The organism is Pyxidicoccus sp. M15, assembly GCF_056858435.1.
Genome location: NZ_CM166495.1, coordinates 12,690,301 through 12,713,812 on the forward strand (window position 1 = coordinate 12,690,301; position 23,512 = coordinate 12,713,812).

Genomic DNA, 23,512 nt, shown 5'->3' on the forward strand with positions numbered 1-23,512 from the left:
ACGGCATGTTCACGGACTTCTTCATCCGCCGGCCCGTCTTCTCCAGCGTGCTGTCCATCATCATCACGCTGGTGGGGGCCATCTCCATCCCCTCGCTCCCCGTCGAGCAGTACCCGGACCTGTCGCTGCCCGTGGTGCAGGTGTCGGCGACGTACATCGGCGCGTCCGCGGAGACGGTGGAGAGCGCCGTCACCACCGTGCTGGAGCGCCAGCTCAACGGCGTGCAGGGGATGCGCTACATCTCCTCCACCAGCAGCAACACCGGGCAGAGCAGCATCACCGTCACCTTCGAGCCGGGGCGAGATTTGGACCTCGCCGCGGTGGACGTGCAGAACCGCGTGGCCACCGCGTCCGCGCAGCTGCCCGCGGAGGTCAACGCGCTGGGCATCACCGTCAACAAGTCGCAGACGCAGCTGCTCATGGCCTTCGGCCTGTTCGACAAGGAGAGCCGCTACGACGCGGGCTTCCTCAGCAACTACGCGGACGTCTTCATCCGCGACGCGCTCCTGCGCGTGAGGGGCGTGGGTGACGTGCGCATCTTCGGTGAGCGCCGCTTCGCCATGCGCCTGTGGCTGGACCCCACGGAGCTGGCCCGGCGCGGGCTGGCGGCGACGGATGTCGTCAATGCGCTGCGCTCGCAGAACGTGCAGGTGGGCGCGGGCCAGGTGGGCCAGGCGCCCGCGCCCGCGGGCCAGACGTTCCAGTTCACCGTGCGCGTGCTGGGACAGCTCAGCACGGCGGAGCAGTTCGGGGACATCGTCGTGCAGCGCGGGCAGGACGGCGCGCTGGTGCGGCTCAAGGACGTGGGCCGCGCGGAGCTGGGGGCGGAGAACTACGGGCAGCTCCTGCGCTTCAACGGCCGCGACGCCGTGGGCCTGGGCATCTTCCAGCTCCCCGGCTCCAACGCGCTGGAGGTGCGCGACGGCGTCATCCAGGAGCTGGAGCGGCTCAAGGGCAACTTCCCGCCGGGCCTGGAGTACGAGCGCGCCTTCGACACCACCGCCGCGGTGCAGGCGTCAATCGAGGAGGTGCTCGTCACCCTGGGCGAGGCCATCCTCCTGGTGGTGCTGGTGGTGTTCATCTTCCTGCACGGCTGGCGCAGCGTGCTGGTGGTGGCCACCACGCTGCCGGTGTCACTGGTGGGCACCTTCCTCTTCATCAGCGCGTTCGGCTTCTCCATCAACACGCTGACGCTCTTCGGCCTCACCCTGGCCACCGGCCTGGTGGTGGACGACGCCATCATCGTCATCGAGAACGTCGAGCGCACCATGGAGCAGGACAACGTGGACGCGCGCGAGGCCACCCACCGGGGCATGAAGCAGGTGGCCGGCGCGCTGGTGGCCATTGCCCTCGTGCTGTCCGCCGTGTTCGTCCCCGTGTCCTTCTTCCCGGGCACCACGGGCATCATCTACCGGCAGTTCGCCCTCACCCTCGCCTTCTCCATCAGCCTCTCCGCGCTGGTGGCCCTCACGCTGTCCCCCGCGCTGTGCGCGCTGCTGCTCAAGGCGCACGAGGGCCAGAAGTGGAAGGTGTTCCGCGCGTTCGACAGGGTGCTGGAGCGGTTCCGCGACGCGTACGGGCGGCTGCTCGTGCGGCTCACCGGGCCGCTGAAGTGGCCGGTGGCCATCGCCTTCGTCGTGTGCCTCGCCGGCACGCTGTTCGTCTACCGCCTCACGCCCGCCGGCTTCATCCCCGGCGAGGACCAGGGCTACCTCATCGTCGCGGTGCAGGGCCCGGAGGGCACGTCGCTGGACTACACGCGCCAGGTGCTCCTCCAGGCGGAGGACGTGCTGCGCAAGCAGCCGGAGGTGGAGGACATCTTCACCGTGGGCGGCTTCTCGCTGCTGGGCACCGGCGCCAACTACGGCACCCTCTTCGTCAACCTGCACCCCTGGGAAGAGCGCACGAAGCGGGAGCAGAGCGTGGCCGGCATCGTGGAGCGGCTGCGCGGCCCGTTCATGGGCATTGGCGGCGCGCGCGTGCTGCCCTTCGAGCCCCCCGCCATCCGCGGCGTGGGCAGCGTGGGCGGCTTCGAGTTCGTCCTCGAGGACCAGCAGGGCGGCCGCTCGCTGGCGGACCTGTCCCAGACGACGGACGCGCTGGTGGCGCGCGCCAGTCAGGACCCGGGCCTGCGGGGCGTCTTCTCCTCGTACACCGCCAGCACGCCGCTCTTGGACGTGCAGGTGGACCGCGAGAAGGCGCTGGCCCTGGGCGTGCCGCTGGACGCCGTCTTCTCCACCCTGCAGGTGTACCTGGGCAGCCAGTACGTGAATGACTTCACCTTCGCCAGCCGCGTGTACCGCGTCTACGTGCAGGCGGCCATGCCGTTCCGCAACGAGCCCAGGGACATCAACGCGCTCTACGTGCGCTCGGCGTCGGGGCAGATGGTGCCGCTGGAGTCGCTCGTCCGCGTGAAGCCCATCACCAGCGCGCAGAACATCCAGCACTACAACCTCTTCCGCTCGGCGGGCCTGAATGGCCAGGCGGCGCCGGGCCGCAGCACCGGGCAGGCGCTGGACGACATGGAGCAGGTGGCGCGCCAGTCCCTGCCCGCGGGCTACACCTTCGAGTGGACGGGCCTGTCCCAGGAGCAAAGGCAGGCGGGCAGCAGCGTGCTGCTCATCTTCGGCCTGGGCGTCGTCTTCGTGTTCCTGGTGCTGTCGGCGCAGTACGAGAGCTTCGCCCTGCCCGCCGTCATCCTCCTCGGCGTGCCGGTGGCCATGCTGGGCGCGCTGGGCCTGCAGAACCTGCGCGGCCTGCAGAACGACGTGTTCTGCCAGGTGGGGCTCGTCATGCTGGTGGGCCTGGCCAGCAAGAACGCCATCCTCATCGTCGAGTTCGCGGAGCAACTGCGCGGCGAGGGCCGCGGCGTGGTGGACGCCGCCATCCACGCCGCGCAGACGCGCCTGCGCCCCATCCTGATGACGTCCTTCGCCTTCCTCATGGGCGTGGTGCCGCTGATGCTCGCCTCCGGCGCGGGCGCCTCCGCGCGCAAGTCATTGGGCACCACCGTCTTCGGAGGCATGTTGCTCTCCACCTTCGTCAACCTCATCTTCATCCCCGTGCTGTACGTGCTGGTGGAGGCCGCGCGCGCGCGTGTGCGCGGGCACCAACCGCCGCGCGCTCCGCCCCCAGCGGAAAGTCCGCCGGCACAGACCACGTGAAACAAGCAAACCAAGCAATACCCACACAAAAATAGACACGGGGTCTTTCCGACCCGTCCCGCGACCAGAGAGGCTTTGTTATTCTTTGAAGCCTCAATGGCAAACTCCACGCGCCTCGATGTGCAACGCCGAAGGCTCTACGCCCTGAAGCGTGCGCCAGCACTCCGGCACGCCAGCAACACCGTGCTGCTGCAGTTGCTGGAGCGGGGCCAGGAGGTCCGGTGGGCGAAGGACGCGGTGGTGTGCGAGGAGGACCGGGACGCGGAGGGCTTCTTCCTGCTGCTGGACGGGGAGCTGGACGTGCGCCGGGGCGGGGAGCACCTGCTGACGCTGCGGCCGGGCACGCCGCTGGGCGTGGAGGCGCTGGTGGGCGGGAAGAACGCCGTCACCGCGCGGGCGACGGCCGACTCGCGCGGCCTCTTCTTCCCTCGGGACACCGTCTGGGAATTGGTGCGGGCCCGCGCGGAGCTGCGCCAGGACGTGGGCTCCCGCGCGGCGGCCCTGGCCCGGCGGGAGCCCCTGCGCGCCAGCGCGGAGGTGGTCTCCTTCGAGAGCGACGTGCCGGGCGCGCCGCTGTCCTCGCTCATCTCCCTGGTGGCGAAGGTGCTCGTGCGAGACTTCGGAGACCGGGTGCTGCTGCTGCGCGTGGACGGCCCGGCCACCGGGGTGTCGGAAGGCGCGGACGGCGTCCTCCGTGCGTGCGCACCCGCACCCGGAGCGCCGGGCAGCGTGGACCCGGAAGTGCTCCGGCGGGTTGCGCGAGAGCATGACGCGCACTACGTCTTCCTGGAGGGCTGCCGTGTCACGGACACGTCCCTGCCAGGGAAGACGGTGCGGCTGGTCCCCGGTCCGCTGCACGCGCGGCCTCCGCTCACGCCCGGGCACCGCGTGCTGCCCACGGTGGTCATCGACCCCGAGCAGCCTTCCCGGGGCGCGGCGCTGGGCGGGCTGCCGCGGGACGAGGCGCTGTCCGTGGACACGCGGGTGCTGCCGGCGTGCTGGCTTCGGCTGGGACTGAAGCGGCTGGCGCGGCTGCCCGTGGATGAGCAGCCTCTGGAGAACGTGGAATTGAGCGACGCGGAGCAGGACGCACTGTCGCGCTGGGCCCGGGCCATCAGCCACCGGCGCGTGGGGCTGGCGCTCAGCGGCGGCGGCGTGTGGGGCTTCTACCACGTGTTCATCCTGCGCTGGCTGGTGGGCCAGGGCATCCCCATCGACCTGGTCAGCAGCGCCAGCATGGGCTCGCTGGTGGGCGCGTACTTCTGCGGCAGCGCGCTGGACGGCAAGAGCGGGCTCGAGGGACTGTTGCGCCTGGAGGAGCGCGCGGTGAATCGCCAGCTCTCGCTGGCGGCCACGGGCGCGGTGGTGACGTCGTACGCCCTGGAGCGCTTCGTGCGCAAGGACCTGGGAGACACCTCGCTGGAGGAGCTGTCCATCCGCTTCCTGCCGGTGGCGACGGACCTGGCGAGCGGGCACTGCGTGGCGCTGGAGCACGGGCCGGTGGCCATGGGCGTGCGCGCCAGCGGCTCGGCGCCCGGCGTCTTCGCGCCCACGCTGGTGCCGCCCGCGCGGTACGTGGACGGCGCCTTCACCAGCATGGTGCCGGCCAACGTGCTGCTGGGCGCGGGCGCGGACCTCATCTTCTCCAGCAACATCTTCCCCTTCGGAGTCCGCGACTCGGCCTTCATGCCGCGCACGGGGCTGGGCCGCTTCCTCGCGGGCCTCAACCCGGTGTCGCGGGCGCTGGACCTGGTGGCCAGCGGCGTGCTGCTGCTTCACCGCAGCGGAGACTCGGAGTCGCTGCTGGCGGACGTCAGCTACGACATCCCCTCGGCGCAGTTGCCGCTGCTCACCGCCATGGACTTCGCCCGCGCGCGGGACATCCTCGACCGGGCGGCCGCGGACGGCGCGCTGGCGGAGAAGCTGGAGGAATTGAAGGCGCTCTGGTACCGGGTGAAGACGCGCGCCTGTCCCCAGGAGCCCCACCCCGGCGGAAGGCGGGCGGCATGATTCCCGTCCGCATCCTCGGCACCGCGAGCGTCCTCCCCGGCCGCGCCGTGACGACGGCGGAGCTGTGCGCGCGCGTGGGGCGCGACGCCGCGGAGGTGGAGCAGAAGACGGGCATCCACACCCGGCACTTCGCGCCGCCGGGCACCCGGGCCGCGGACGTGGCGGCCGCCGCGCTGCGAGGCGCGCTGGAAGTCGCGGGGCTGGAGGCCCGGGCGCTGCGCCGCATCCTCTGCGTCACCTCCATGGGCGGCGACGTCACCACGCCCGCCACGGCCAACCGCGTGGCGGCGGCGCTGGGGCTCTCCGGCACCTGTGACGCCATGGACGTGAGCAACGCGTGCATGGGCTTCCTCAGCGCCTTCGACCTGGCGGCGCGCTCGGTGGCGACGGGCTGGGGGCCGGTGGGCATCGTCTCGGTGGAGCTGCTGTCGCGCACGACGACGCCGGAGGACCCGCGCCCGTACCTGGTGCTGGGTGACGCGTCCGCGGCGGCGGTGCTGGGCGCGGGGCGGCCCGGCGAGGGCGTGCTGGGCGTGGCCCTGGGCAACGACGGCACGCTGCCCACGGACGTGGTGCTGGAGAACCCGCATGCCACCGGGAAGCTGGAGCGGATGCGCTTCCTCACCCCCAGCAAGGACATGACGCGCGTGGCGCTGGACGCGCTGCTGGGGGCCGCGCGCTCGGTGCTGAGCGAGGCCCGCGTCTCCTTGGGTGACGTGGAGTGGGTGCTCACGCACCAGCCCAACGGGAGCATGCTGGAGGCCATCCTCGGGGCCATGGGCGTGGCGCCGGAGCGCGGCGTGCGCGTGGTGGACACGGTGGGCAGCGTGGGCTCGGCGTCGCTGGGCGTGGGGCTGGACCGGCTGCTGCGCACGCGGCCGGTGAAGCCCGGAGACAGGATTCTGCTGGTGGGCGTGGGCGCGGGCGTGGCACACGGCGCGGTGCTGTACCGGGTGGGGGGATGAGGCGCGCGGGCGGGCTGCCGCTGGCGGCGTGGCTGGCCACGTTCCGGCTGCTGCGCCGCTACCACCGCTACGAGGTGGTGAACCTGGAGCCGCTGTTGCGCCCCGGCGCGAAGCTCATCGTCGGCTACCACGGGCGACCCCTGGCGGTGGACCTGTGCATGCTGACGGTGACGCTGCACGAGCGCCTGGGCTACCTGCCGCACGGCGTGGCCCACGGCGCCTTCGACCGGCTTCCCGGCATGCGCGCGGTGGCGGACGGCCTGGGCTTCGTCACCGGGGATGATGCCCGCCTGGCGGACGCGGTGGCGCGCGGCGAGCATGTGCTGCTGCAGCCCGGCGGCACGCGCGAGGGCTGCCGGAGCTTCCGCCAGCGCTACCGCGTGGACTGGGGAGAGCGGCTGGGCTACCTGCGGCTGGCGGTGCGCTACCGGCTGCCGATTGTCCCCGTGGGTGGAAGCGGCATGGACGATGCGTACGTGGGCCTCAACGACGGCTACGCGCTGGGACGGCGGGTGGGAATGCCGGCGAGGCTGCCGCTGTGGCTGGGCGTGGGAGCGACGGGCGTGTGGCCCTTCTCCCTTCCCTTCCCCGTGAAGATGACGCAGTGGGTGGGCGAGCCGCTGACGCGCCACCTGGAGCCCGGCTTCGACGCGGGCGACAGGGCCGCCATGCTGGCGGCCCACCACGAGGTGGCGGGTGCGGTGCAGTCATTGCTGGACAGGGCGCGCGAGCGGCCGGCGGAGCGCGACTGGGGCCTGGGAAGGTAGAGGGGTATGAGCGGCATGGAGGAGGATGAGGGCGCGGGCGCCTCGCGGTGGGCGCTCGTCCTGGGAGCCTCATCGGGCACGGGCGCCGCCATCGCGGAGGCCGTGGCGCGCAGGCCCGGGATGGACGTCTTCGGCGTCCACCGCGGGCGGTACCCGGACAGCGGCGCGCGGATGGAGCAGGAGGTACGCGGGGCGGGGCGCCGTGCGGTGCTCTGGCAGGCGGACGCGTCCACGCCGGAGGCGGCCGAGGCCGGAGTGGAGGCCCTGCGGCGTGAGGCCGGCACTCGCAGCGTGAAGCTCTTCGTCCACTCGATTGCAGGTGCCTCGGTGGGGCACTTCCTGGCGGAGGGCGAGGACCGGCTGCACGCGCGCCGCATCCGGCGCACCTTCGACACCATGGCGCACTCCTTCGTCTACTGGGCGCAGGCGCTGGTGGCGGCGGACATGCTGGCACCGGAGGCCCGGCTGCTCGGCCTGCAGAACCCGCTGGACGTGACCCACCTGCACAACACCGGGCTCATCAGCGCGTCCAAGGCGGCGCTGGAGATGTACGTGCAGCACCTGGCGATGGAATTGGGGCCGCTCGGGCACCGCGTCAACCTGCTCAAGTTCGCCACGGTGATGACGCCCGCGCTGAAGCACGTGTACTCGCCGGAGGCGCTGGTGCGGCTGGAGGCCGCGCACGCGCGGATGCACCCGGCCGGGCGCATGTGCACGGTGGAGGAGGTGGCCCGCTTCGTCAGCGTGCTCGTGGGGGATGACGCCGCGTGGTTCAACGGCGCCACCATCGACTTCACCGGCGGCATGACGCTGCGGCTGATGGACCTGGTGCTGAATACGTGACTGCCCCCACGGCCTTCCTCCGCCGGCGCGCGGGGGCGCGCTTCACGCCCCACCGGGCTGGAAGCCGTGTGGACCCAGGCACTCCGGGTGCCCCGCGAGCCAGTGTACCGGGGCCCCCCAGGGTCCCACCTTCGCGCGAGCTCGGAGGTGGTCATGGCAAGGCAGGACAAGGGTCGCAAGAGCATGCGAAGTGTCTCCCCGGCGGGGCGTACCGCGGTGAAGCCCAACAAGCTCCTCGGTGGGAACATCTCCACGCGTCCGGTATCCACCGCTCGCTCGCGGGCCGAGGCCCGCAGCGTCAGCGAGCCCCCCGTCGTGGACCTCCGGAACCTGCCCGCCTGCATCCAGGACGTCGTGGTGGCCGCCCAGGACACCGACCCGGGTCCACCGGAGCCACTCGACTTCCACCAGCTCCGGGGCCGCATCGAAGCGTCCCGGGTCACCCTGCCGCCGCTCTATCGCGAAGCGGTCCTCGTGCCGTTCCTGAGCATCCTGGACCAGCTCGGGCCCCAGGGTTACGCGGAGGTGCTGCTCAGGGACCCCAACCGCGAGCGCGAGGCGGGGCTGCTCATCGACGTGGCGCACACCATCCTCCAGAACGGGGAGAACTACCTGCTCGTCGCGACGGACGCCTTCGAGGAGGTGGTGAGTGACTTGTACGACGGCTTCCTCAGCGCCGAGGACCGCCGGGGCGTGGAGCCGCCCGACCTGGGCGTCATCCCCCCGCTGGTGAAGTGGGGCAACCCCCACTTCGGGCCGTACACGTGGCCGGTGGACGTGACGGCCGCCGTGCTGGAGATGGACGCCGGCATCGTCAACCTTCCGCCAGCGCACGCGCGGGCGGGGCTGCTGGCCTGGTCCGCGCTCGGGCACGAGGTGGGCGGGCACGACATCCTGCACGCCGACGTGGGGCTGCCCGAGGAGCTCTCCGACGCGGTGTCCGAGCGCCTCGAGGCGGAGGGGCTCGCCGCGCTGGGGAACTACTGGAGCGAGCGCATCGACGAGACGGCGTCCGACGTCCTCGGCATCCTCAACATGGGGCCCGCGGCGGGCATCGGCCTCATCGGCTACTTCCGGGGGCTGAATCTCGCCTTCGGTGGGCCGGGGAAGCTGCGCAACCGGGGGCCCGCGGGGGACCCGCATCCCGCCGACATCCTCCGGGGCTTCCTGGCGGGCTACGCCGTCGCGCGCCTGCGCTTCGACCGGGCGGGGGCGTGGTCCCAAGCCATCCTCGCGGAGACGGAGAAGGACCTGATTCCCGCGGAGCTCGTGCTGGCGGGGCAGAAGGTGTCCCCCGACGATGCGCGCAAGTCCGCCCGGCTGGTCGCGGACACGATTGTCATGCACAAGCTGCAGGCGCTCGAAGGGCATGCGCTGGGGGGCATCCAGAACTGGCGCAACCGGGACGAGCTGAAGGTGGAGGACATGCGCCGCCTGCTCGTCACCGGCGTGGGGACGCTCTCCGAGCGCGTCAGCGAGGGCATCTACGCCGCGCACCTGGTGGCGGCGGGCGTCACGGCCGCGCTGGCCGGAGAGGCCGACGTGCGCAGAATCTTCGACCGGATGATTCGGCTGCTGAAGCAGATGCACGACCAGAACCCGGCGTGGGGCCCGCTCTTCATCCGGCACCGGGGAGACGTCACGCCGCACTTCTTCTATCCGTACCCGGCGCGGATGGCGTGAGTCCGGGCGTCAGAACACCGAGAGGCCGGTGAGGGTGGTGAAGCGGTCCAGCGCCTCCACACCGGCCACGGAGTTGCCCCGGGCATCCAGCCCGGGGCTCCACACGCAGAGGCCGCAGCGGTTGGGGATGACGGCGATGATGCCGCCGCCCACGCCGCTCTTGCCGGGCAGGCCGACGCGGTAGGCGAACTCGCCCGCGGCATCGTAGGTGCCGCAGGTGAGCATGACGGCGTTGACCTGCTTGGCCTGGCTGCGGGTGAGCAGTCTCTGCCCGCTGGCACGCTCACCGTGGCGCGCGAGGAAGCCACAGGCGCGGGCGAGGTCCGCGCAGCTCGCGGAGAGGGAGCACTGCCAGAAGTAGTGCTCCAGCACCTGGGGCACGGGGTTCTCGATGTTGCCGTAGCTGGCCATGAAGTGGGCCAGGGCGGAGTTGCGATGGCCGTGCTCGGCCTCGGAGGCAGCGACGACGGGGTCGAAGTCGAGCGTGGGGTTGCCGCTCTCCGCGCGGAGGAAGTCGCGCAGCACGCCCCGGGCGTCGCCGGTGAGGCGGAGCAGCCTGTCGGTGATGACGAGCGCGCCCGCGTTGATGAACGGGTTGCGGGGGATGCCCTGCTCGTATTCGAGCTGGACGAGGGAGTTGAAGGGATTGCCCGAGGGCTCCTTGCCCACGCGCCGCCAGACGGCGTCACCGTCGCGGGCCAGCGTGAGGGCGAGGGTGAAGACCTTGGAGATGCTCTGGACGGAGAAGGGGACGCGCCAGTCACCGACGCCGTAGACGTCGCCGTCCAGGGTGGCCAGCGCCATGCCGAAGCGGCCCGGGTCCACCGCCGCGAGCGCGGGGATGTAGTTGGCGACGCGTCCCTGGCCGACCACGGGTCGGACCGCCGTCATCACTTCGTCGAGAATCGCCTGGTAGTCCATTGCGCGCCCGTCCCCCTTGGGGGCGCATGATAGCCGCGACGGCAGTCAGACCACGACGTGAGTGACGCCGAAGCGACAAGAGACTTGCGCAGCCGAAGCACGAAGCCGGACACGCGTGACGCCGGCACGTGCGGTCTCCTCAGTGCGCGTCGTGGAAGATGACGCCGAGCGTGTGCCGCTGTCCGGAGCGGAGCCGGCTCACACCGTGGCGGAGGTTGACGCGGTAGTACCCACGCGTGCCCTTCACGGGCCGGTGATGCACCGCGAAGATGACCCCGTCCCCCTGCGACAGGGGCACCACCTCCGCGCGGGACTGCATGCGGGGGCGTTGCTCGGTGAGCACGAACTCGCCGCCGGTGAAGTCCTGCCCTGGCGCGGAGAGGAGGAAGGCGACCTGGAGCGGGAAGACGTGCTCGCCGTAGAGGTCCTGGTGGAGGCAGTTGTAGTCACCCTCGCCGTACTGGAGGAGCAGCGGCGTGGGCCGCGTCTGCCCGGCTTCATGGCAGCGAGTGAGGAAGTCCGCATGCGCGTCCGGGTAGCGCACGTCGACGCCCATCGCCTCGTTCCACCGGTTGGCGATGCGCGAGAGCGGCGGGTACAGCGCGGTGCGAAGCGTGGACACCGTGTCCGGGAGCGGGTGGGCGAAGTACTTGTACTCACCGCGCCCGAAGCCATACCGCGCCATGACGACCCGGCTGCGGAACGCGGTGTCCGAAGCGTAGGTCTCCGCGAGCGCCGCGCACTCGGCCGAAGAGAGCAGCGCACTCACGGTGGCGCAGCCATGGGTGTCGAGGTCCTGGGTGATGCGCTCCCAGTCGAGCGCGGCCACGCGCTCCGTGAGGGTGGGAAGCTTCCTTCGGCGAAGCGCAGCGGTCATGGCGACACCTCGCCACGAGCCTTCCACCGTGCCGCCCCATCCCTCGTTGCTTCGGAATCCATGACGACGCTCCCTCTCGGGCTCGGCGCATTCCCTCGTCGCCGTGTCCCATGTCGGGAGATGCCGCATCCGCCTACCGGAGGCGACCCGGTAGTTGCGGTGAACCTCACCTCGGACCTGGGAGAAAGCCGCGGGCCTGCCCTCCTACTTGTCGCCCATCCGGCCTGGCGCTGGCAGTTCATGAGGCGCATCAATGTCCATCCACATGAGCGGGGCGCCAGCGAGCAGGCCGTACGCCACGGGCCGGTTGAGGACGTACGAGGCCGAATCCTCGCCGACGAACGCGGGAGGCCAGAACTGCTCGGGGAGCACGAGCTTCTTCAGCAGTGCGGGCTGCAGCACGGTGCCAGGAGGAAGGTCCCGGACGGCGAGGGCAATGGCCGGGCCCTTCGGAAAGGGCTTCTTCAGCTGGCCCTTCTCGAAGTCGAGCTGCCGCACCACGGAGCCATCCGCCTTCACCCAGCGCCAGGTTCCATCCGGCAGGCCGGCGGTGAACATGGCCTGGAGCTCCGCGGACTCCATGCCACCGGGAATCCGCCACAGCCCCTCGCGGAGTCCCTCCTGGTAGTTCCCCTCGGCCACCACCTTCCCCGCGCTCCGCAGCACCCAGGGTCCATGGGGCCTGCCCTTCAGGTAGCCCGCCTCGACATAGGGCAGGGACTGCCCCGCATCCCAATGCTTCCATGCGCCAGTGCGCTTGCCGTCCTCGTACTGCCCCTCCTCGACGAGCCCGCGCCGCATGCGGTGCCAGGCCTTCAATGGACCGTGGCGCGCGCCGTCCGGCTTCTGGCAGAACGCCACCCAGCCCGGGAGCAGGTTCGTCCACTTCGCGCCTCCGGGCACGCCCTGGACGCGGCTCGTTCCATCCGGACATGCAAAGCCTCCTGCCTCCGAAGGCCCCTTCTCCTCGTAGGCATTGCCCGCCACTTCGAAGAGCCAGTCACATCGGGGCTCGCTCGCATAGGTGGCGAGCTGGGGGTAGCGGAGCACGTCGCCCTGTTCGAGCTGGGTCAGCAACCGCTGTCCCACCACCGCCCCCATCGCGCTCTGCAGCACCCAATAGCCGCTGACGAACGAGCTGGGCATACGCAGGGGCACCAGCATGTCCCGCGTCAGCACCGTTCCCGCCGGCAGGGCGCGCGCGGCGGTCATCACGGGGAGCTCGTTCGTGGCGCTCGGGACGCCTGGGTAGGCGCGCTTCCGCTTCCCCGCGGCCTTCATCCAGTCACAGTAGGGCCGGTAGTCCGAGGGCTTGTTGTAGACGGTGGCCATCTGCGACCACTGGAGCGGCTCGCCCTGCGACAGGGGCTCGAGCAGACGCTGGTCGACCACGAAGGGCGCGTCCTTCTTGAGCACCATGGACTTCGTCACGAGGGCGGAAGGCAGGGGCCGCTCGGAGATGAGCTCGGGCGTCACCACCGCTCCAGCAGGGAGCGCCCTGGCCGCCACCACGACGGAGGTCTCCTCCCCCGCGTGTGCGGAGTGGGCGGCAAGGCAGAGCAGGAGGAGCATGAAGGAGAAACGCATGACACCACTGCAGCAGGTGTCGGACGCGCCCGCCACCTGGAACGACAGGCTCTGGCAGAACGGCGCCACCCATCAGCGGTTCGGTCGACGAAGCGCTGGCGGTCCCCTTGGACGTCTTCGTTGACTACACCAGCGCCTCGGCTGTGAAGGAGAACGTGCTCGCGGTGGGCAGGCACAAAGGGCCATAGCCGATGCGGCGCAGCAGCAGGAGTGGGAGCTGCCGCCGCCCAGAGCGTGGCGTGAGCATCAGGGTTCAGGCATGCCAGCCAGGCGCAGCCTGCTCGCCCTCAAATTCTGGGCAAGCCAATGAACGAACGCAGGTTCCAGCTCGGCGAACTCCCGGCAGTCGTCTCGAACTCCTCGCTCCAGAAAGAACACCACATAGCCATTCTCGGTCGCACACAGAAAGAAGCCCTCTGTCAGCCCATACGAGGTGACAAATGATTCCAGACCTCTACGCCTGGCCTCCTGGACGACCTGGTCGAAGGTCACCGTCCACTTGAGTGAACCCCATTTTCCGTCCACGTAGCGCAGGGCCACGTCCCACGTCTTGTCGGACAGAATAGCGTCTATCTGAACGTTCTCCGGAATCTCCAAAAGCTCGCTCCTCCAAGACTCGGTTTCCCGGCGGCATCGCCTCCGCCATCCAGAACGACACGCAGCCGTAGAACGGCGACGCCTGCTCCTCTCGGGTCAGGCGCATTGGCTGGCCCACCATCACGCGCCACGGGAGCTGACGCATCCACATCCTCACGAGGAGTTGCGGCGAAAGCACGCGAGGGAACAGCCTTTATCTCCCTTTGGCGTGTGCACATTATCGAAGCCGTACCGGTCAGATACAAGCGGGGTGGATTCAGGAGCGCGCCTGCCGCCGGTACAGCCCGGGAGGCACGCCCATGACCCGGCGGAACGCCCGGTTGAACGCGAACTCGGAGTCGTAGCCGACGCGCGCCGCAATCGCCGCGAGCCCGTCTTCGCCCTCGCGTAGCAGGACGGCGGCCTCCTGCATTCGCAGCCGCGTGAGGTACGCGTGCGGCGCCATTCCCACTTCGGACGCGAAGCGGCGTGCGAGCGTCGCCCTCGACGTGCCCGAGCGACGCGCCAGCTCGCTCACGTCCCAGTCCCGTCCGGGCTCGGAGTGCATCCACCCCAGCGCGCTGGCGAGCGTCCTGTCTCCGAGCGCGCCCAGCCACCCCGCTCCACCCGGTGGCTGCGCATCGGCCCAGGCGCGAAGCACCTGCACCAGCAGGACATCGAGCAGCCGCGAGATGACCACCGAGGCCCCACGCTCGCCACGCTCGTACTCCCCCTCCAGCAGGGCCACCGTGGGCAACATCGCGCGTGCGGGCTCCGAGTCGCCGCGCAGGTGCACCCGCTCGGGCAGCAGGCGCAGCACCGGGTGCGCACCGGGCTCGTCGAACGCGAAGTGGCCACAGAGAAACCGCGACTCCACGCCACTGCCGCCCAGCACGTGCGTGGGCCCGTCCCCCCGCTCCGCCAGCCACTGCTCCAGCGGCACCTTCGGAGTGCGCGGAGCGTCCGCCATGGCATGCCCGTCCCCGCGAGGCAGCAGCACGACATCCCCCGTTCCCAGGGCAATCACCTCACGTCCCTGCACCAGATGGCCGCTCCCCGAAGCCACGAGGTGCATGGTCGCCACGGCTGTCGGCGGGAAGCGCAGGCCCCAGGGCGCGCGCGCCACGGTGCGGCAGTAGAGCTGCCCCCGCAGCCGGGTGCGTTCGAGAATCTGCCCGAGGAGGTCGGAAGCACGAGAGCCGTCCATCTCCTCAAGTTACCAACAGCCCGCCCGGCCTGCCCGGGCCATGAGCGCTTCGGGCAAAACATTGAGCCGTCCGCGAATGGCACGCGGAGCCCGCCCCGGCCACATTCCATCTCGTAAAGCGCGCCACGACGCACCCGGAGGCACCATGGAAACGCATCGGAACACCTTGTCCTGGAAGCTCACTTCCCCCACCGCCGTGTTCACCCTGCTGCTGGGGGCCTTCATGCTCTTCCTCAGCATCAACAGCAGGGTGGACCCGGTGAGCGCGGCACGGGGCTTCGGGCTGCCCCTCTCCGGCTCCGAGGCCCTCCCCTGGATGAGCGTGAAGTCCGGCAGAGACCTCGGCATCGGGCTGGCCATCGTGGCCCTGGTGGTGACCCGGCAGCGGCTCGCGGCGGGACTCTTCGTGCTCACCAGTATCGTGATGCCCGTGGTGGACGCGCTGACCGTCCTGAAGGCCGGTGCCTCGCTGGCCCTGGCCCTCTCGGTCCACGGAAGCGCCGTGGTCTACGGCGTCGTGCTCGCCGCGGCGCTGCTGCGCCCATCCGCCATCCGGAACGACAGGCAGTAGTAGAACGGCGCCACCTGTTCCTCAATCACAGACACGGCGCCCCGGGGCAGCAGCTCCCGGGGACAGTGCGGGTCCTTCGAGTAGAACGTAATCGCCCGGAACGCCGCGCGCTGGAGCAGCGACGGCCGGAAGGCCGGGTCCAGCTGCTCGTCCACCACCACCAGCGGCGTTCCGCGCCTCGCCACGCGCGCCATCTCCGCCAGCGCCGTCGCCGGCTCCCGGTACCCGCCAATCCCTCCCACGTGCAGCACCCGGTCGAACATTCCATCCGGAAACGGCAGCGCATGCGCATCCGCCATCATCAGCCGCACGGACTCGTACCCGCCGCGCACGAGCCGCCGCTGGCAGTGCTTCAGCATGCCCTCGCTCAGGTCCACGCCCCACACCTCCACGGCCAGCCCGTGGGGCAGCGCCCCGCGAATCAGCGGCAGGTTCGCCCCCGAGCCCACGCCCACCTCCAGCACCCGCATCGGCTGCCCGTCCTCGCGCGGCCGCAACGTCTCCAATTCCAGCCGGCGCATGTACCGCTCGCGCATCCGCGACTCGGTGACGGACTGGAGCAGCGGCGTCAGCACCGCCGTCAGCGGGTCATGCAGCACGGGCAGCCCGTCATAGATGACGCGCATCAGCCGGTCCGTGCCACGCACCGCGTCCTCGCGGTACAGCCGGGCCAGGCCCCGCTCCACCGCCCAGGCCTCGCCGCAGCCGCCGCAGCGCAGCCAACCGTGGAAGAGGCGCCCGTCCCGCTCCTGCCCGTGGAACACCAGCGTCCCACCACAGGCCGGGCAGACCAGCCGCTCCACGTCCCGGACGAAGGCTCCCGTCATCCCCGCCGCAGCGACTCCGCCCGCGCCCACGCCAGCTCCTCCCGCGTGCCCAGCTCCGTGAACAGCTCCGCCGCGCGCTGCGCGTGCATCCGCCGCGCGGGGTCATCCGACGGCAGGTGGCGCGCCAGCTCCAGCCGCGCGCGCGCCGCCTCGAAGGCCGTGCCCTTCTTCTCCGCCGCCTGGATGCACCGGCGCCACGACTCGTACGCGCGCGGCGCGTCCCCCGCCACCCAGGCCTCGCTCCCCCGCCACAGCAGGGACGCCGGCTTGCCGAAGGGGAACACCTTCGCGAACGCGTCCACCGCCCTGCACGCCGCCCTCGCGCTGGCCTCCAGCGAGGCATCCACGCCGCCGTCCTGCGCCCACAGCGCGAGCAGCACCTCCGCCACCGACATGACGCCGAAGTAGACGAAGTGCGCCACCGGCTTGCCCGCAGACAGCTTCGCCAGCGCCTTCTGTGCCGCCTCGCGCGCCCCGCCGGGGTTGCCCTCGCGCAGCCGCAGCAGCGCCAGCGTGCTCTCCACGATGATGCGGTCCGTGATGCCGCCGTGCGCCTCCGTCCACTCCAGCGTCTGCTCCAGCATGGCGCGGGCCTTCACGTAGTCGCCCAGCCGCAGGTGGATGTGCGCCTGGTAGTGCAGCGCCCAGTGCTGCGACTGCGCGGCGTCGCGCCGCCGCGCCGAGCTCTCCAGCCACGCCAGCAGCGGCAGGCTCTGGGAGAACCTCCCCTGGTACTGGTACGTCACATTCAGGAACGAGCGGCACTCCTCCGCCAGCCGAAGGTCTCCCGTCGAGTCGACGATGCCGATGGCCCGCCGCACCCACTCCTCCACGTCCGCCCACCGCGCCACGTACGCGGCGTACACGGCGTTGCGGACCAGCACGTAGGCCAGGTCCGAGGGGCTGCCCACGCGCTCGGCCACGTCCCGCGCGCGCCCCGCCCACGCCTCCGCCACCGGGTGGATGGGCACCGTGCCCACCACCACCGCCATGTTGGTGTAGCCGCGCGCCAGCTCCGACGACGCGCCCGCGGGCTCGCACAGGTTCAGCATGCGCAGGCCGGACCAGAGCACCGGCAGCGCCTCCTGCGCGTAGATGTACGCGTCGGTGAGCCGCATCAGCAACCGGCCCGCCACCAGGCGCACCCGGCGCTTCTCCTCCGTCTCCGCGTCGTACACGTCCGGCCGCGCGCTCTGCGCCAGCCGCAGCGCCACCTGCCCCAGCGTGCCCAGCACCCAGCCCACGCGGCCGGACGGCACCGGCCAGCCGAAGTGCTTCAGCGCCCGCTCCGCCAGGGTGCGGAACTCCGCCAGCTCCCCGAGCTGGAAGCGGGCCTCGGCCAGCAGCGCCTCCAGGTGGCCCAGGCGGATGGCGTCACCGCCCTGCTCGGACACGCGCTCCAGCGCGCGCTGCAGGAAGGGCACCGCCTCGCGGCACGCGCCCACCCGCAGCGCGTCCTCGCCGGCGCGCCGCGCGTACTGCGCCTCGCGCACCCGGTCTCCCGCCGCGCCCCAGTGGTAGCAGAGCGCCGCCGTCCACTCCGAGCCGTCGCCGTGCGCCGCCTCCAGCGCCACCGCCACGCGCCGGTGCAGCCCGGGCCGCTCCTCGGCGGACAGCTCCTCCAGCACGCCCTCGCGCAGCTTGTCGTGCGCGAAGCGCCACCGGCCGTCCGCCACGTCCAGCACCGCCGCCCCCGCGCACGCGTTCAGCCAGTGCTCCACGTCCTCGCCGGGCGCCGCGCGCTCGAGCAGCGCCACGTCCACGTGGCGGCCCTGGATGGCGGCCAGCTTCAAGAGCTCGCGCCGCGGCGCGGGCACCTTCTCCAGCCGCCGCTGCACCAGCCGGCGCACGCCGCCCGCGAAGACGCGCTCGGGCAGCGCCATGTCCCCCAGCCTGTCCAGCCCGCCCGCCTCCTCCGCCAGCGCGCGCACCACCTCCACGAGGAAGAAGGGGTTGCCCTCCGTCTCGCGGCGCAGCCAGTCCACCAGGTGCGGCCGCGCCCCCTGCGCGCCAATCATCGACTGGCTGAGCACCGCGATTTCCAGCGCGTCCAGCCGGGGCAGCCGCAGCACCTGCATGTCCGGCAGCTGCGACGGCAACTCCGGCGCCTCGTCGTCGCGGAAGCTGCCCAGCAGGAGCAGCCGCTGCCCGCCCGCGCGCGTGGCGAGCCGGGCCAATAGCAGCAGCGACTCGCTGCGGGCCCACTGCAAGTCCTCGAGGATGACGACGGTGGGCTGGGGCAGCCGGGCGAAGACGTCCTCCACCACCTGCATCAGCCGCGCCTGCGCCATCTCCGCGCCCAGCTCCGCGGGGTCTTCCACGGGGCGGCCGAGCAGCGACTCCAAATCCGGCACCAGCGGCTTGAGGACGCTGGCCTCGCGCGCGTCCAGCGTGGTGAGGATGGACAGCCAGCGCAGCACCGGGCGCCACTCCTGGTACGGACTGCTGCCGGCGGCCACCGCCTGCCCGCGCAGCACCGCCATGCCCCGCACCAGCGCGAGCGCCCGCAATTCCTCCAGGAGCCGCGACTTGCCCACGCCGCTCTCACCGCCCACGAGCCACGCGGCGCCACGTCCCCGGCGCGCCTCCTCCAGCACGCCGGACAGCCGCACCTGCTCCCGGGCCCGGCCCACGTAGCGCGCGGCCTGGAGGAAGCTCTCACGCGTGGCGGCGGACTCGCGCGGCTCGGACTGGCCGGTGGCGGCGCGCAGCGCGGCAATCACCTCGTCCGCGCCGCGCGGACGCTTCTTCGGCTCCGGCGCCACCAGTCGCGCCAGCAGCGCCTTGAGCGCGGGAGGAAAGCCCGGCGGCGCGTCCACCCGGCCGGCGTGCGGGAGCCGGTTGAACATCATCTGGCACGCCATGGCGCCCACGCTGAAGAGGTCCGTCACCTCCGAGGGCGGCTGGTCCTCGAACAGCTCCGGCGCGAGGTAGCCCGGCGTCCCCGCGGGCTGCGCGCGGTGCACGTGCTCGCGCCCCACCGCGAGCCCGAAGTCCACCACCTTCACCTGCCCGTGGGCCACCAGCACGTTGGCGGGCTTCAAGTCCCGGTGGATGATGCCGCGCCGGTGCAGGTACGCGAGCGCGTCCAGCGTCTGGAGCAGCAGGTCCACCTGCACGGCGAGCGGCTGGCCCGCCCCGGCCTCCACCAGGTGCTTCGCGTCCTCCAGCAGGTCCATGGCCAGGTACGGCCGGCGCTCGGCGTCGAAGCCGTAGTCGAGCACGCTGATGACATGCGGGTGGCGCACCGACGCGAGCGTCTGGAACTCGTGCGCCAGCGACAGCGCCAGCTCATGGCGCGCGGCGGAGGACGGCGTGCCCGGGCTCTGCGGCAGCCGCGCCAGGTCCTCCAGCGTCCGGTGCAGCAGCTTCACCGCGACGGGGCCGGAGAGCAGGTCCTGCGCCCGCCACACGGTGCCCGCGCCGCCCCGACCCAGGAAGTCGATGATGCGGTAGCGGCCGCCCACCACCTCGCCATCCATGGGACGACGAGCCGGATCCTCCGGCCGGAGCTGGGTATCGAGAGGGAGTTGACGCATGGGGGGCCGCCCACCCCGCATGATACAGACAACCCGGGAAACCGCGTGGGTTGTATCGAGCCCCGTGCGCCGCGAGTGTCTCCCTGCTCAGTTCCAGGCAATGTCGTACACGGCTTCCTCACCGTCGTGCCGGACAATCCGGACGGTGGGCTGCCTGGCTCCGCTGGCCTCCAGGCCCGCGAGGAAGAGGCCCACGTAGAAGCCGGCCACCACCACGGGCCGGCAGGTGAGCGCATACCGGGTGGGCCCGAGCTGCTCCATATGGGCCTCCAGATAGTTGGTACCCGTACGGAGGTTGCGCGTCATCCGCGCCAGCATCCGCTCCGGCCCCAGGAGGCGCACGGTGGCCAGCAGCGCGTTGCCGATAAGAGTGGAGCTGAACCCCTGCACGAAGCGGCGGCCCACCACGGCCGCGCCCTCGTCCAGCGAGACTTCGGGCGCGAGCGTGTCCGCCGCGACGCGTAAGGCCCCCACCCACACGTCCAGCGGGTAGGCCGGCGCGAGCGAGCCCTTCGCGTTGATGCCCACCTGCCGCAGGCGCCCGGCACAGCGCTCGTCGAGCTGGTCGCCCAGCGCGCGGATGAGGCCTTCGAAGCTCTGCTGGAACACGAGGGGTTCTTGGGTTTGCAAGGGCGCACATGGTAGCCCGCCTGCCTGCTGTCTCAATCCGACAGGTAGCCGCGAGCGGTTCAGCGGTCGACAGAGTCCCTGTCCTACAGGATGACTCACGCGGCCAGGGTCCCTACCTCCGAGAGTCCAGGGGGGCGTCCGGCGTATGCGTCGATGGGTGGCGGTGGCGATGGCGGTGGCGGCGTTGACGGGGTGCGCCGCGGGCTGCTCCAAGGAGAAGTCACGGCCGTTCCAGCTCAAGGGGCCGGTGGGCTCGCAGGGCCCGGACCTCGCGGTGGCGCTGTATCAAACGGTCGGCGTGCGGATGGTGCCGGCCAATCACATCCGCTGGGCGAACAACGGCACCGTCTTCGACGCCATGGCCGAGGAGGTGAAGAAGGCCCGCGTCTCCGTCAACATCGTCATGTTCATCTGGCGGCCGGGGCGCGCGTCGGACCAGGTGCTGGAGGCCCTCACCGCGCGGGCGAAGGACGGCGTCACCTGCCGCGTGCTGGTGGACCCCCTGGGCAGCCCCGACTTCGAGGCGAAGGTGAAGCCCCAGCTGGAGGCGGCCGGCTGCCGCGCGCACCTGTTCCGCCCGCTGCCGGCGGATGAAAACCTGGCGCGCAACCACCGCAAGCTGCTCATCGTCGACGGCCAGACGGCCATCACCGGGGGCCTGGCCATCCAGGACGAATGGCTGGGCGACGGCCTGAAGGAGAAGGAGTACCGCGACACCAACGCGTGGGTGCGGGGCCCGGTGGTGTCGCAGATGCAGCAGGCCTTCGCGGAGAACTGGCAGGAGGCCAGCGGCGAATTGCTGCCCGCGAGCGACTTCCCCGCCCTGGCGGACGCGGTGCCCGGCCTGGACGGCGCGGGCGAGGGCTGGGCCGCCTTCGTGGGCAGCACGGCAAACCCCGAGGTGACCCGCGCCGAGCGGCTCACCCAGCTCATGGTGCGCGCGGCGCAGAAGCGGCTGTGGATTGCGCAGGCGTACTTCACGCCCAACGGCGCGCTGACGAAGCAACTGGTGGAGCGGGCCCGCGCGGGCGTGGACGTGCGGGTGCTGGCGCCGGGGGACTACAACGACCAGAAGGTCATCACCGTGGCCCAGCGCGCGGCGTACGACACGCTGCTGGAGGCCGGCGTGCGCATCTGGGAGTACCAGCCGTCGATGATGCACGCGAAGACGATGCTGGTGGATGACCGGCTGGTGCTGGTGGGCTCCATCAACTACGACCCGCTCTCCTTCAACCTGCTGGAGGAGGGCTCGCTGGTGCTGCAGGACGACGCGGCCGCCCGGTCCATGGAGGCGTTCTTCCTGGAGGACCTGGAGCGCGCGAAGGAAATCCGCGCCGAGCGGGCCGCGCGCTAGGCTCCAAGCGCCCCCAACCCCGGAGCGCCCATGGAAACGCCGTCCCGTCACCTGTTCGTCGCCGGAGCCACCGGCGCCACCGGCCGCACCCTGATGCGCCAGGCGCTCGCGCGCGGCGTGCCCGTGATTGCGCACGTGCGGCCGAAGAGCGCGGGCAGCGACCTGGCGAAGGAGTGGCCGCGCAAGGCGGTGGTGGAGCTGTCCGACGGCGAGACGCTCATTGAAATGATGAGCGGCTACACCACGGTGCTGCAGCTCATCGGCACCATGCGCAAGCGCTTCGGCGCGGGCGACACCTACGAGACGAGCGACATCGGCACCACGCGGCAGCTCGTGGAGGCGGCGAAGCGCGCGGGCGTGGACCACTTCGTGCTGCTCAGCAGCATGGGCGCGGGCCGGCCGGTGGGCGCGTACCTCAAGGCCAAGGCGGAGGCCGAGCGGCTGGTGCGAGACAGCGGCATCCCCTGGACGATTGCGCGGCCCCCGGCCTTCGAGGGCGAGTACCACGAGCCGATTCCCGTCCTCCGCGCCCTCTCCCGGCTGCCGCTGCTGGGGAAGCTGCGGCCCATCCACCTGGAGCAGCTCGCCGCCGTCCTCCTGCGCGTCTCGGAGAAGCGGGGCCCGCTGGGCACGGTGCTGGAGGGAGACAGCCTGTGGGCCGAGGTGGAGGCCACGGGCGTGAAGCCCCCCGTCACACCGTGAAGGCCTTGAGCGTCACGCGCCGGGCCGCGAGGTCCACGGTGATGGAGCTGTTGTCCGCGAGGAAGCCACCGTCCCCCAGCCGGATGCGCCCCGCGTAGACGCCGGGCTGGTCCGGGTGCGGGGTGAGCTGGGCGACGAAGGACTCGAACTCCCCCGGAGGCAGCGTGAAGGACAGCTCCAGGTGCCAGTCCTGGAAGCCCTCGTAGCGGATGCGCACGTCGGCGGCGCTCGGGGGCACCGGCACCGGGAAGAAGGTGTCGAAGAGCTTGCGCTGCTCCGCCACCGAGAAGTCCCGCTCGTCCTTGTCGGTGCCCAGGATGTCGGCGTCATCGAAGGCCCACAGGAGGCCTCCGAAGCCCAGACACGAGCCCAGCACGAGAACGACGGCGAGGGTGGCCCACTGGCGGACGGACATCCGGCGCTCACCGCGAGAGGTTCGAGCGGCGGCGGCTCGGAAGCGGCGTCATCACGGTGCCGTGGGTGCCGCGGGCCTCGCGGATGGGTGCCAGGAGCTCGTCGTGCATGGCACGCAGTGTCCCCTGGCGGGAGGCCGGATTCCAAGCGGGTCAGGTTCGCGCCTGGAAGAGGGCCACACAGCCGTGCAGGGTGATTTGGGACTCCTTGAAGCGCCGGCGGAGGGCGCGCTCCAGGGACTCCCGCGTGTCCTGCTCGTTGGAGAAGAGACCCCTGCGGTTGTAGGCGCGCATCAGCAGGCGGGCCTGGGCGCTGCGGGGCACGTCCCCCTGGAGGATGGTGGAGCCGAAGACGCAGCCGCCCGGGTTGAGCAGGGGGCGGAGGTGGTCGAAGGCGACGGCCTTCTCGTCCATGGAGCCGGGCAGGCAGTGCAGCAGGTTGTTGAGGCCGATGGAGTCGAAGCGGGGCGCGTCGAAGTCGATGGGGTCGAGCACGTTGCGCCGGTAGAGCTCGGGGGAGTAACGCGCGGTGCGGCTGGCCGCGTACTCCAGGCTGTTGGCATTGAGGTCCATCAATGCCAGACGCGGCGTGGGGGAGGGATAGCGGCAGTACGCGGTGTAGTACCCGGTGCCCACACCCACGTCGAGGTGGTTGGCGGAGACGTGGGTGTCGTACCAGTCGAGCTGGATGGGGGTGGGGCATTTCCAGACGAAGCGGTTGGAGTACCCCAGCACGCCCACGTCGTAGAGGAAGCGCAGCATCCACCGCGTGTACACGGCCTGGCCCGCATGCACCTCGGGCGACAGCGACAGCTCCAGCGAGGGAGTCTCCATCGGTCACTGCTCCTGGACATGTGTGGGCGACCGCAACCCTAT

General features: G+C 71.4%; 19 protein-coding genes. 9 read left to right on the forward strand and 10 right to left on the reverse strand.

All coding sequences use genetic code 11. The features are described 5' to 3' along the window. Positions 1 to 5 precede the first annotated feature (5 nt). The 6 genes from ACX9TP_RS47385 (at position 6) to ACX9TP_RS47410 (ending at position 9,432) form a co-directional block, all read left to right on the forward strand. Entirely contained in the window at positions 6 to 3,164 is a 3,159-nt protein-coding gene (locus ACX9TP_RS47385) for an efflux RND transporter permease subunit (RefSeq protein WP_482977341.1), read from the forward strand. Positions 3,165 to 3,260: 96 nt separating this feature from the next. Further along, complete coding sequence (locus ACX9TP_RS47390) at positions 3,261 to 5,174, forward strand: cyclic nucleotide-binding and patatin-like phospholipase domain-containing protein (RefSeq protein ID WP_482977342.1); 1,914 nt, start codon at positions 3,261 to 3,263, stop codon at positions 5,172 to 5,174. Next, positions 5,171 to 6,139, forward strand: a complete 969-nt coding sequence (locus ACX9TP_RS47395; RefSeq protein ID WP_482977343.1) for a 3-oxoacyl-ACP synthase III family protein — start codon at positions 5,171 to 5,173, stop codon at positions 6,137 to 6,139. The genes ACX9TP_RS47390 and ACX9TP_RS47395 overlap by 4 nt, the downstream gene beginning before the upstream one ends. Next, the gene (locus ACX9TP_RS47400) at positions 6,136 to 6,906 is read left to right on the forward strand and encodes a lysophospholipid acyltransferase family protein (RefSeq protein WP_482977344.1); all 771 of its coding nucleotides are present in this window, start codon (positions 6,136 to 6,138) and stop codon (positions 6,904 to 6,906) included. Before ACX9TP_RS47395 ends, ACX9TP_RS47400 begins: the two co-directional genes overlap by 4 nt. A 15-nt stretch (positions 6,907 to 6,921) precedes the next feature. Continuing rightward, the gene (locus tag ACX9TP_RS47405; RefSeq protein ID WP_482982334.1) at positions 6,922 to 7,749 is read left to right on the forward strand and encodes an SDR family NAD(P)-dependent oxidoreductase; all 828 of its coding nucleotides are present in this window, start codon (positions 6,922 to 6,924) and stop codon (positions 7,747 to 7,749) included. 153 nt (positions 7,750 to 7,902) lie between these two features. After that, on the forward strand, positions 7,903 to 9,432 hold the full coding sequence (locus tag ACX9TP_RS47410; RefSeq protein ID WP_482977345.1) for a hypothetical protein: 1,530 nt from the start codon (positions 7,903 to 7,905) through the stop codon (positions 9,430 to 9,432). A gap of 9 nt (positions 9,433 to 9,441) precedes the next feature. Here the strand turns inward: ACX9TP_RS47410 and ACX9TP_RS47415 are convergent, their stop codons facing one another. The 5 genes from ACX9TP_RS47415 to ACX9TP_RS47435 all read right to left on the reverse strand — a co-directional run bounded on the left by ACX9TP_RS47415 (position 9,442) and on the right by ACX9TP_RS47435 (position 14,600). Beyond that, on the reverse strand, positions 9,442 to 10,353 hold the full coding sequence (locus ACX9TP_RS47415; RefSeq protein ID WP_482977346.1) for a glutaminase: 912 nt from the start codon (positions 10,351 to 10,353) through the stop codon (positions 9,442 to 9,444). A gap of 139 nt (positions 10,354 to 10,492) precedes the next feature. After that, positions 10,493 to 11,230 carry a 2OG-Fe(II) oxygenase gene (locus ACX9TP_RS47420; protein WP_482977347.1) on the reverse strand — a complete coding sequence of 246 codons (738 nt, stop codon included), beginning with the start codon at positions 11,228 to 11,230 and terminating at the stop codon, positions 10,493 to 10,495. Between the two features lie 204 nt (positions 11,231 to 11,434). Continuing rightward, on the reverse strand, positions 11,435 to 12,817 hold the full coding sequence (locus ACX9TP_RS47425; RefSeq protein WP_482977348.1) for an SAF domain-containing protein: 1,383 nt from the start codon (positions 12,815 to 12,817) through the stop codon (positions 11,435 to 11,437). Positions 12,818 to 13,063: 246 nt separating this feature from the next. Next, positions 13,064 to 13,414 carry a hypothetical protein gene (locus tag ACX9TP_RS47430; protein ID WP_482977349.1) on the reverse strand — a complete coding sequence of 117 codons (351 nt, stop codon included), beginning with the start codon at positions 13,412 to 13,414 and terminating at the stop codon, positions 13,064 to 13,066. A gap of 256 nt (positions 13,415 to 13,670) precedes the next feature. After that, positions 13,671 to 14,600, reverse strand: a complete 930-nt coding sequence (locus tag ACX9TP_RS47435; protein ID WP_482977350.1) for an AraC family transcriptional regulator — start codon at positions 14,598 to 14,600, stop codon at positions 13,671 to 13,673. Positions 14,601 to 14,745: 145 nt separating this feature from the next. Here ACX9TP_RS47435 and ACX9TP_RS47440 point away from each other — a divergent pair, with 145 nt between their 5' ends. Next, positions 14,746 to 15,171 (forward strand): DUF4267 domain-containing protein, encoded by a 426-nt coding sequence (locus ACX9TP_RS47440; protein WP_163991050.1) that lies wholly within the window; start codon positions 14,746 to 14,748, stop codon positions 15,169 to 15,171. Here the strand turns inward: ACX9TP_RS47440 and ACX9TP_RS47445 are convergent. The 3 genes from ACX9TP_RS47445 to ACX9TP_RS47455 form a co-directional block, all read right to left on the reverse strand. After that, a complete protein-coding gene (locus ACX9TP_RS47445) occupies positions 15,108 to 15,998 on the reverse strand; it encodes a methyltransferase domain-containing protein (protein WP_482977351.1) in 891 nt (296 codons plus the stop codon). The genes ACX9TP_RS47440 and ACX9TP_RS47445 overlap by 64 nt on opposite strands. Continuing rightward, entirely contained in the window at positions 15,995 to 19,537 is a 3,543-nt protein-coding gene (locus ACX9TP_RS47450) for a protein kinase domain-containing protein (protein ID WP_482977352.1), read from the reverse strand. Before ACX9TP_RS47450 ends, ACX9TP_RS47445 begins: the two co-directional genes overlap by 4 nt. Positions 19,538 to 19,624: 87 nt before the next feature. After that, positions 19,625 to 20,146 (reverse strand): DUF2378 family protein, encoded by a 522-nt coding sequence (locus ACX9TP_RS47455; protein WP_482977353.1) that lies wholly within the window; start codon positions 20,144 to 20,146, stop codon positions 19,625 to 19,627. 166 nt (positions 20,147 to 20,312) lie between these two features. Between ACX9TP_RS47455 and ACX9TP_RS47460 the strand changes: the two genes are divergently transcribed. Next, a complete protein-coding gene (locus tag ACX9TP_RS47460) occupies positions 20,313 to 21,521 on the forward strand; it encodes a phospholipase D-like domain-containing protein (RefSeq protein WP_482977354.1) in 1,209 nt (402 codons plus the stop codon). A 30-nt stretch (positions 21,522 to 21,551) separates the two neighbouring features. Next, a complete protein-coding gene (locus ACX9TP_RS47465; protein WP_482977355.1) occupies positions 21,552 to 22,223 on the forward strand; it encodes an SDR family oxidoreductase in 672 nt (223 codons plus the stop codon). Here the strand turns inward: ACX9TP_RS47465 and ACX9TP_RS47470 are convergent. Both ACX9TP_RS47470 and ACX9TP_RS47475 read right to left on the reverse strand, forming a co-directional pair. After that, positions 22,213 to 22,638: a hypothetical protein gene (locus tag ACX9TP_RS47470; RefSeq protein ID WP_482977356.1), complete on the reverse strand. Its 426-nt coding sequence runs from the start codon at positions 22,636 to 22,638 to the stop codon at positions 22,213 to 22,215. The two genes, ACX9TP_RS47465 and ACX9TP_RS47470, sit on opposite strands and share 11 nt — an antisense overlap. A 151-nt stretch (positions 22,639 to 22,789) precedes the next feature. Further along, positions 22,790 to 23,470, reverse strand: coding sequence for a class I SAM-dependent methyltransferase (locus ACX9TP_RS47475; RefSeq protein ID WP_482977357.1), 681 nt, complete (start codon positions 23,468 to 23,470; stop codon positions 22,790 to 22,792). Positions 23,471 to 23,512 lie beyond the last annotated feature (42 nt).

Coding starts and splice junctions, on each gene's coding strand:
- ACX9TP_RS47415 (WP_482977346.1), bottom strand. CDS start 10,353: ATGGACTACCAGGCGATTCTCGACGAAGTGATGACGGCGGTCCGACCC.
- ACX9TP_RS47395 (WP_482977343.1), top strand. CDS start 5,171: ATGATTCCCGTCCGCATCCTCGGCACCGCGAGCGTCCTCCCCGGCCGC.
- ACX9TP_RS47405 (WP_482982334.1), top strand. CDS start 6,922: ATGGAGGAGGATGAGGGCGCGGGCGCCTCGCGGTGGGCGCTCGTCCTG.
- ACX9TP_RS47385 (WP_482977341.1), top strand. CDS start 6: ATGTTCACGGACTTCTTCATCCGCCGGCCCGTCTTCTCCAGCGTGCTG.
- ACX9TP_RS47445 (WP_482977351.1), bottom strand. CDS start 15,998: ATGACGGGAGCCTTCGTCCGGGACGTGGAGCGGCTGGTCTGCCCGGCC.
- ACX9TP_RS47470 (WP_482977356.1), bottom strand. CDS start 22,638: ATGTCCGTCCGCCAGTGGGCCACCCTCGCCGTCGTTCTCGTGCTGGGC.
- ACX9TP_RS47450 (WP_482977352.1), bottom strand. CDS start 19,537: ATGCGTCAACTCCCTCTCGATACCCAGCTCCGGCCGGAGGATCCGGCT.
- ACX9TP_RS47465 (WP_482977355.1), top strand. CDS start 21,552: ATGGAAACGCCGTCCCGTCACCTGTTCGTCGCCGGAGCCACCGGCGCC.
- ACX9TP_RS47410 (WP_482977345.1), top strand. CDS start 7,903: ATGGCAAGGCAGGACAAGGGTCGCAAGAGCATGCGAAGTGTCTCCCCG.
- ACX9TP_RS47475 (WP_482977357.1), bottom strand. CDS start 23,470: ATGGAGACTCCCTCGCTGGAGCTGTCGCTGTCGCCCGAGGTGCATGCG.
- ACX9TP_RS47390 (WP_482977342.1), top strand. CDS start 3,261: ATGGCAAACTCCACGCGCCTCGATGTGCAACGCCGAAGGCTCTACGCC.
- ACX9TP_RS47460 (WP_482977354.1), top strand. CDS start 20,313: ATGCGTCGATGGGTGGCGGTGGCGATGGCGGTGGCGGCGTTGACGGGG.
- ACX9TP_RS47420 (WP_482977347.1), bottom strand. CDS start 11,230: ATGACCGCTGCGCTTCGCCGAAGGAAGCTTCCCACCCTCACGGAGCGC.
- ACX9TP_RS47400 (WP_482977344.1), top strand. CDS start 6,136: ATGAGGCGCGCGGGCGGGCTGCCGCTGGCGGCGTGGCTGGCCACGTTC.
- ACX9TP_RS47440 (WP_163991050.1), top strand. CDS start 14,746: ATGGAAACGCATCGGAACACCTTGTCCTGGAAGCTCACTTCCCCCACC.
- ACX9TP_RS47435 (WP_482977350.1), bottom strand. CDS start 14,600: ATGGACGGCTCTCGTGCTTCCGACCTCCTCGGGCAGATTCTCGAACGC.
- ACX9TP_RS47425 (WP_482977348.1), bottom strand. CDS start 12,817: ATGCGTTTCTCCTTCATGCTCCTCCTGCTCTGCCTTGCCGCCCACTCC.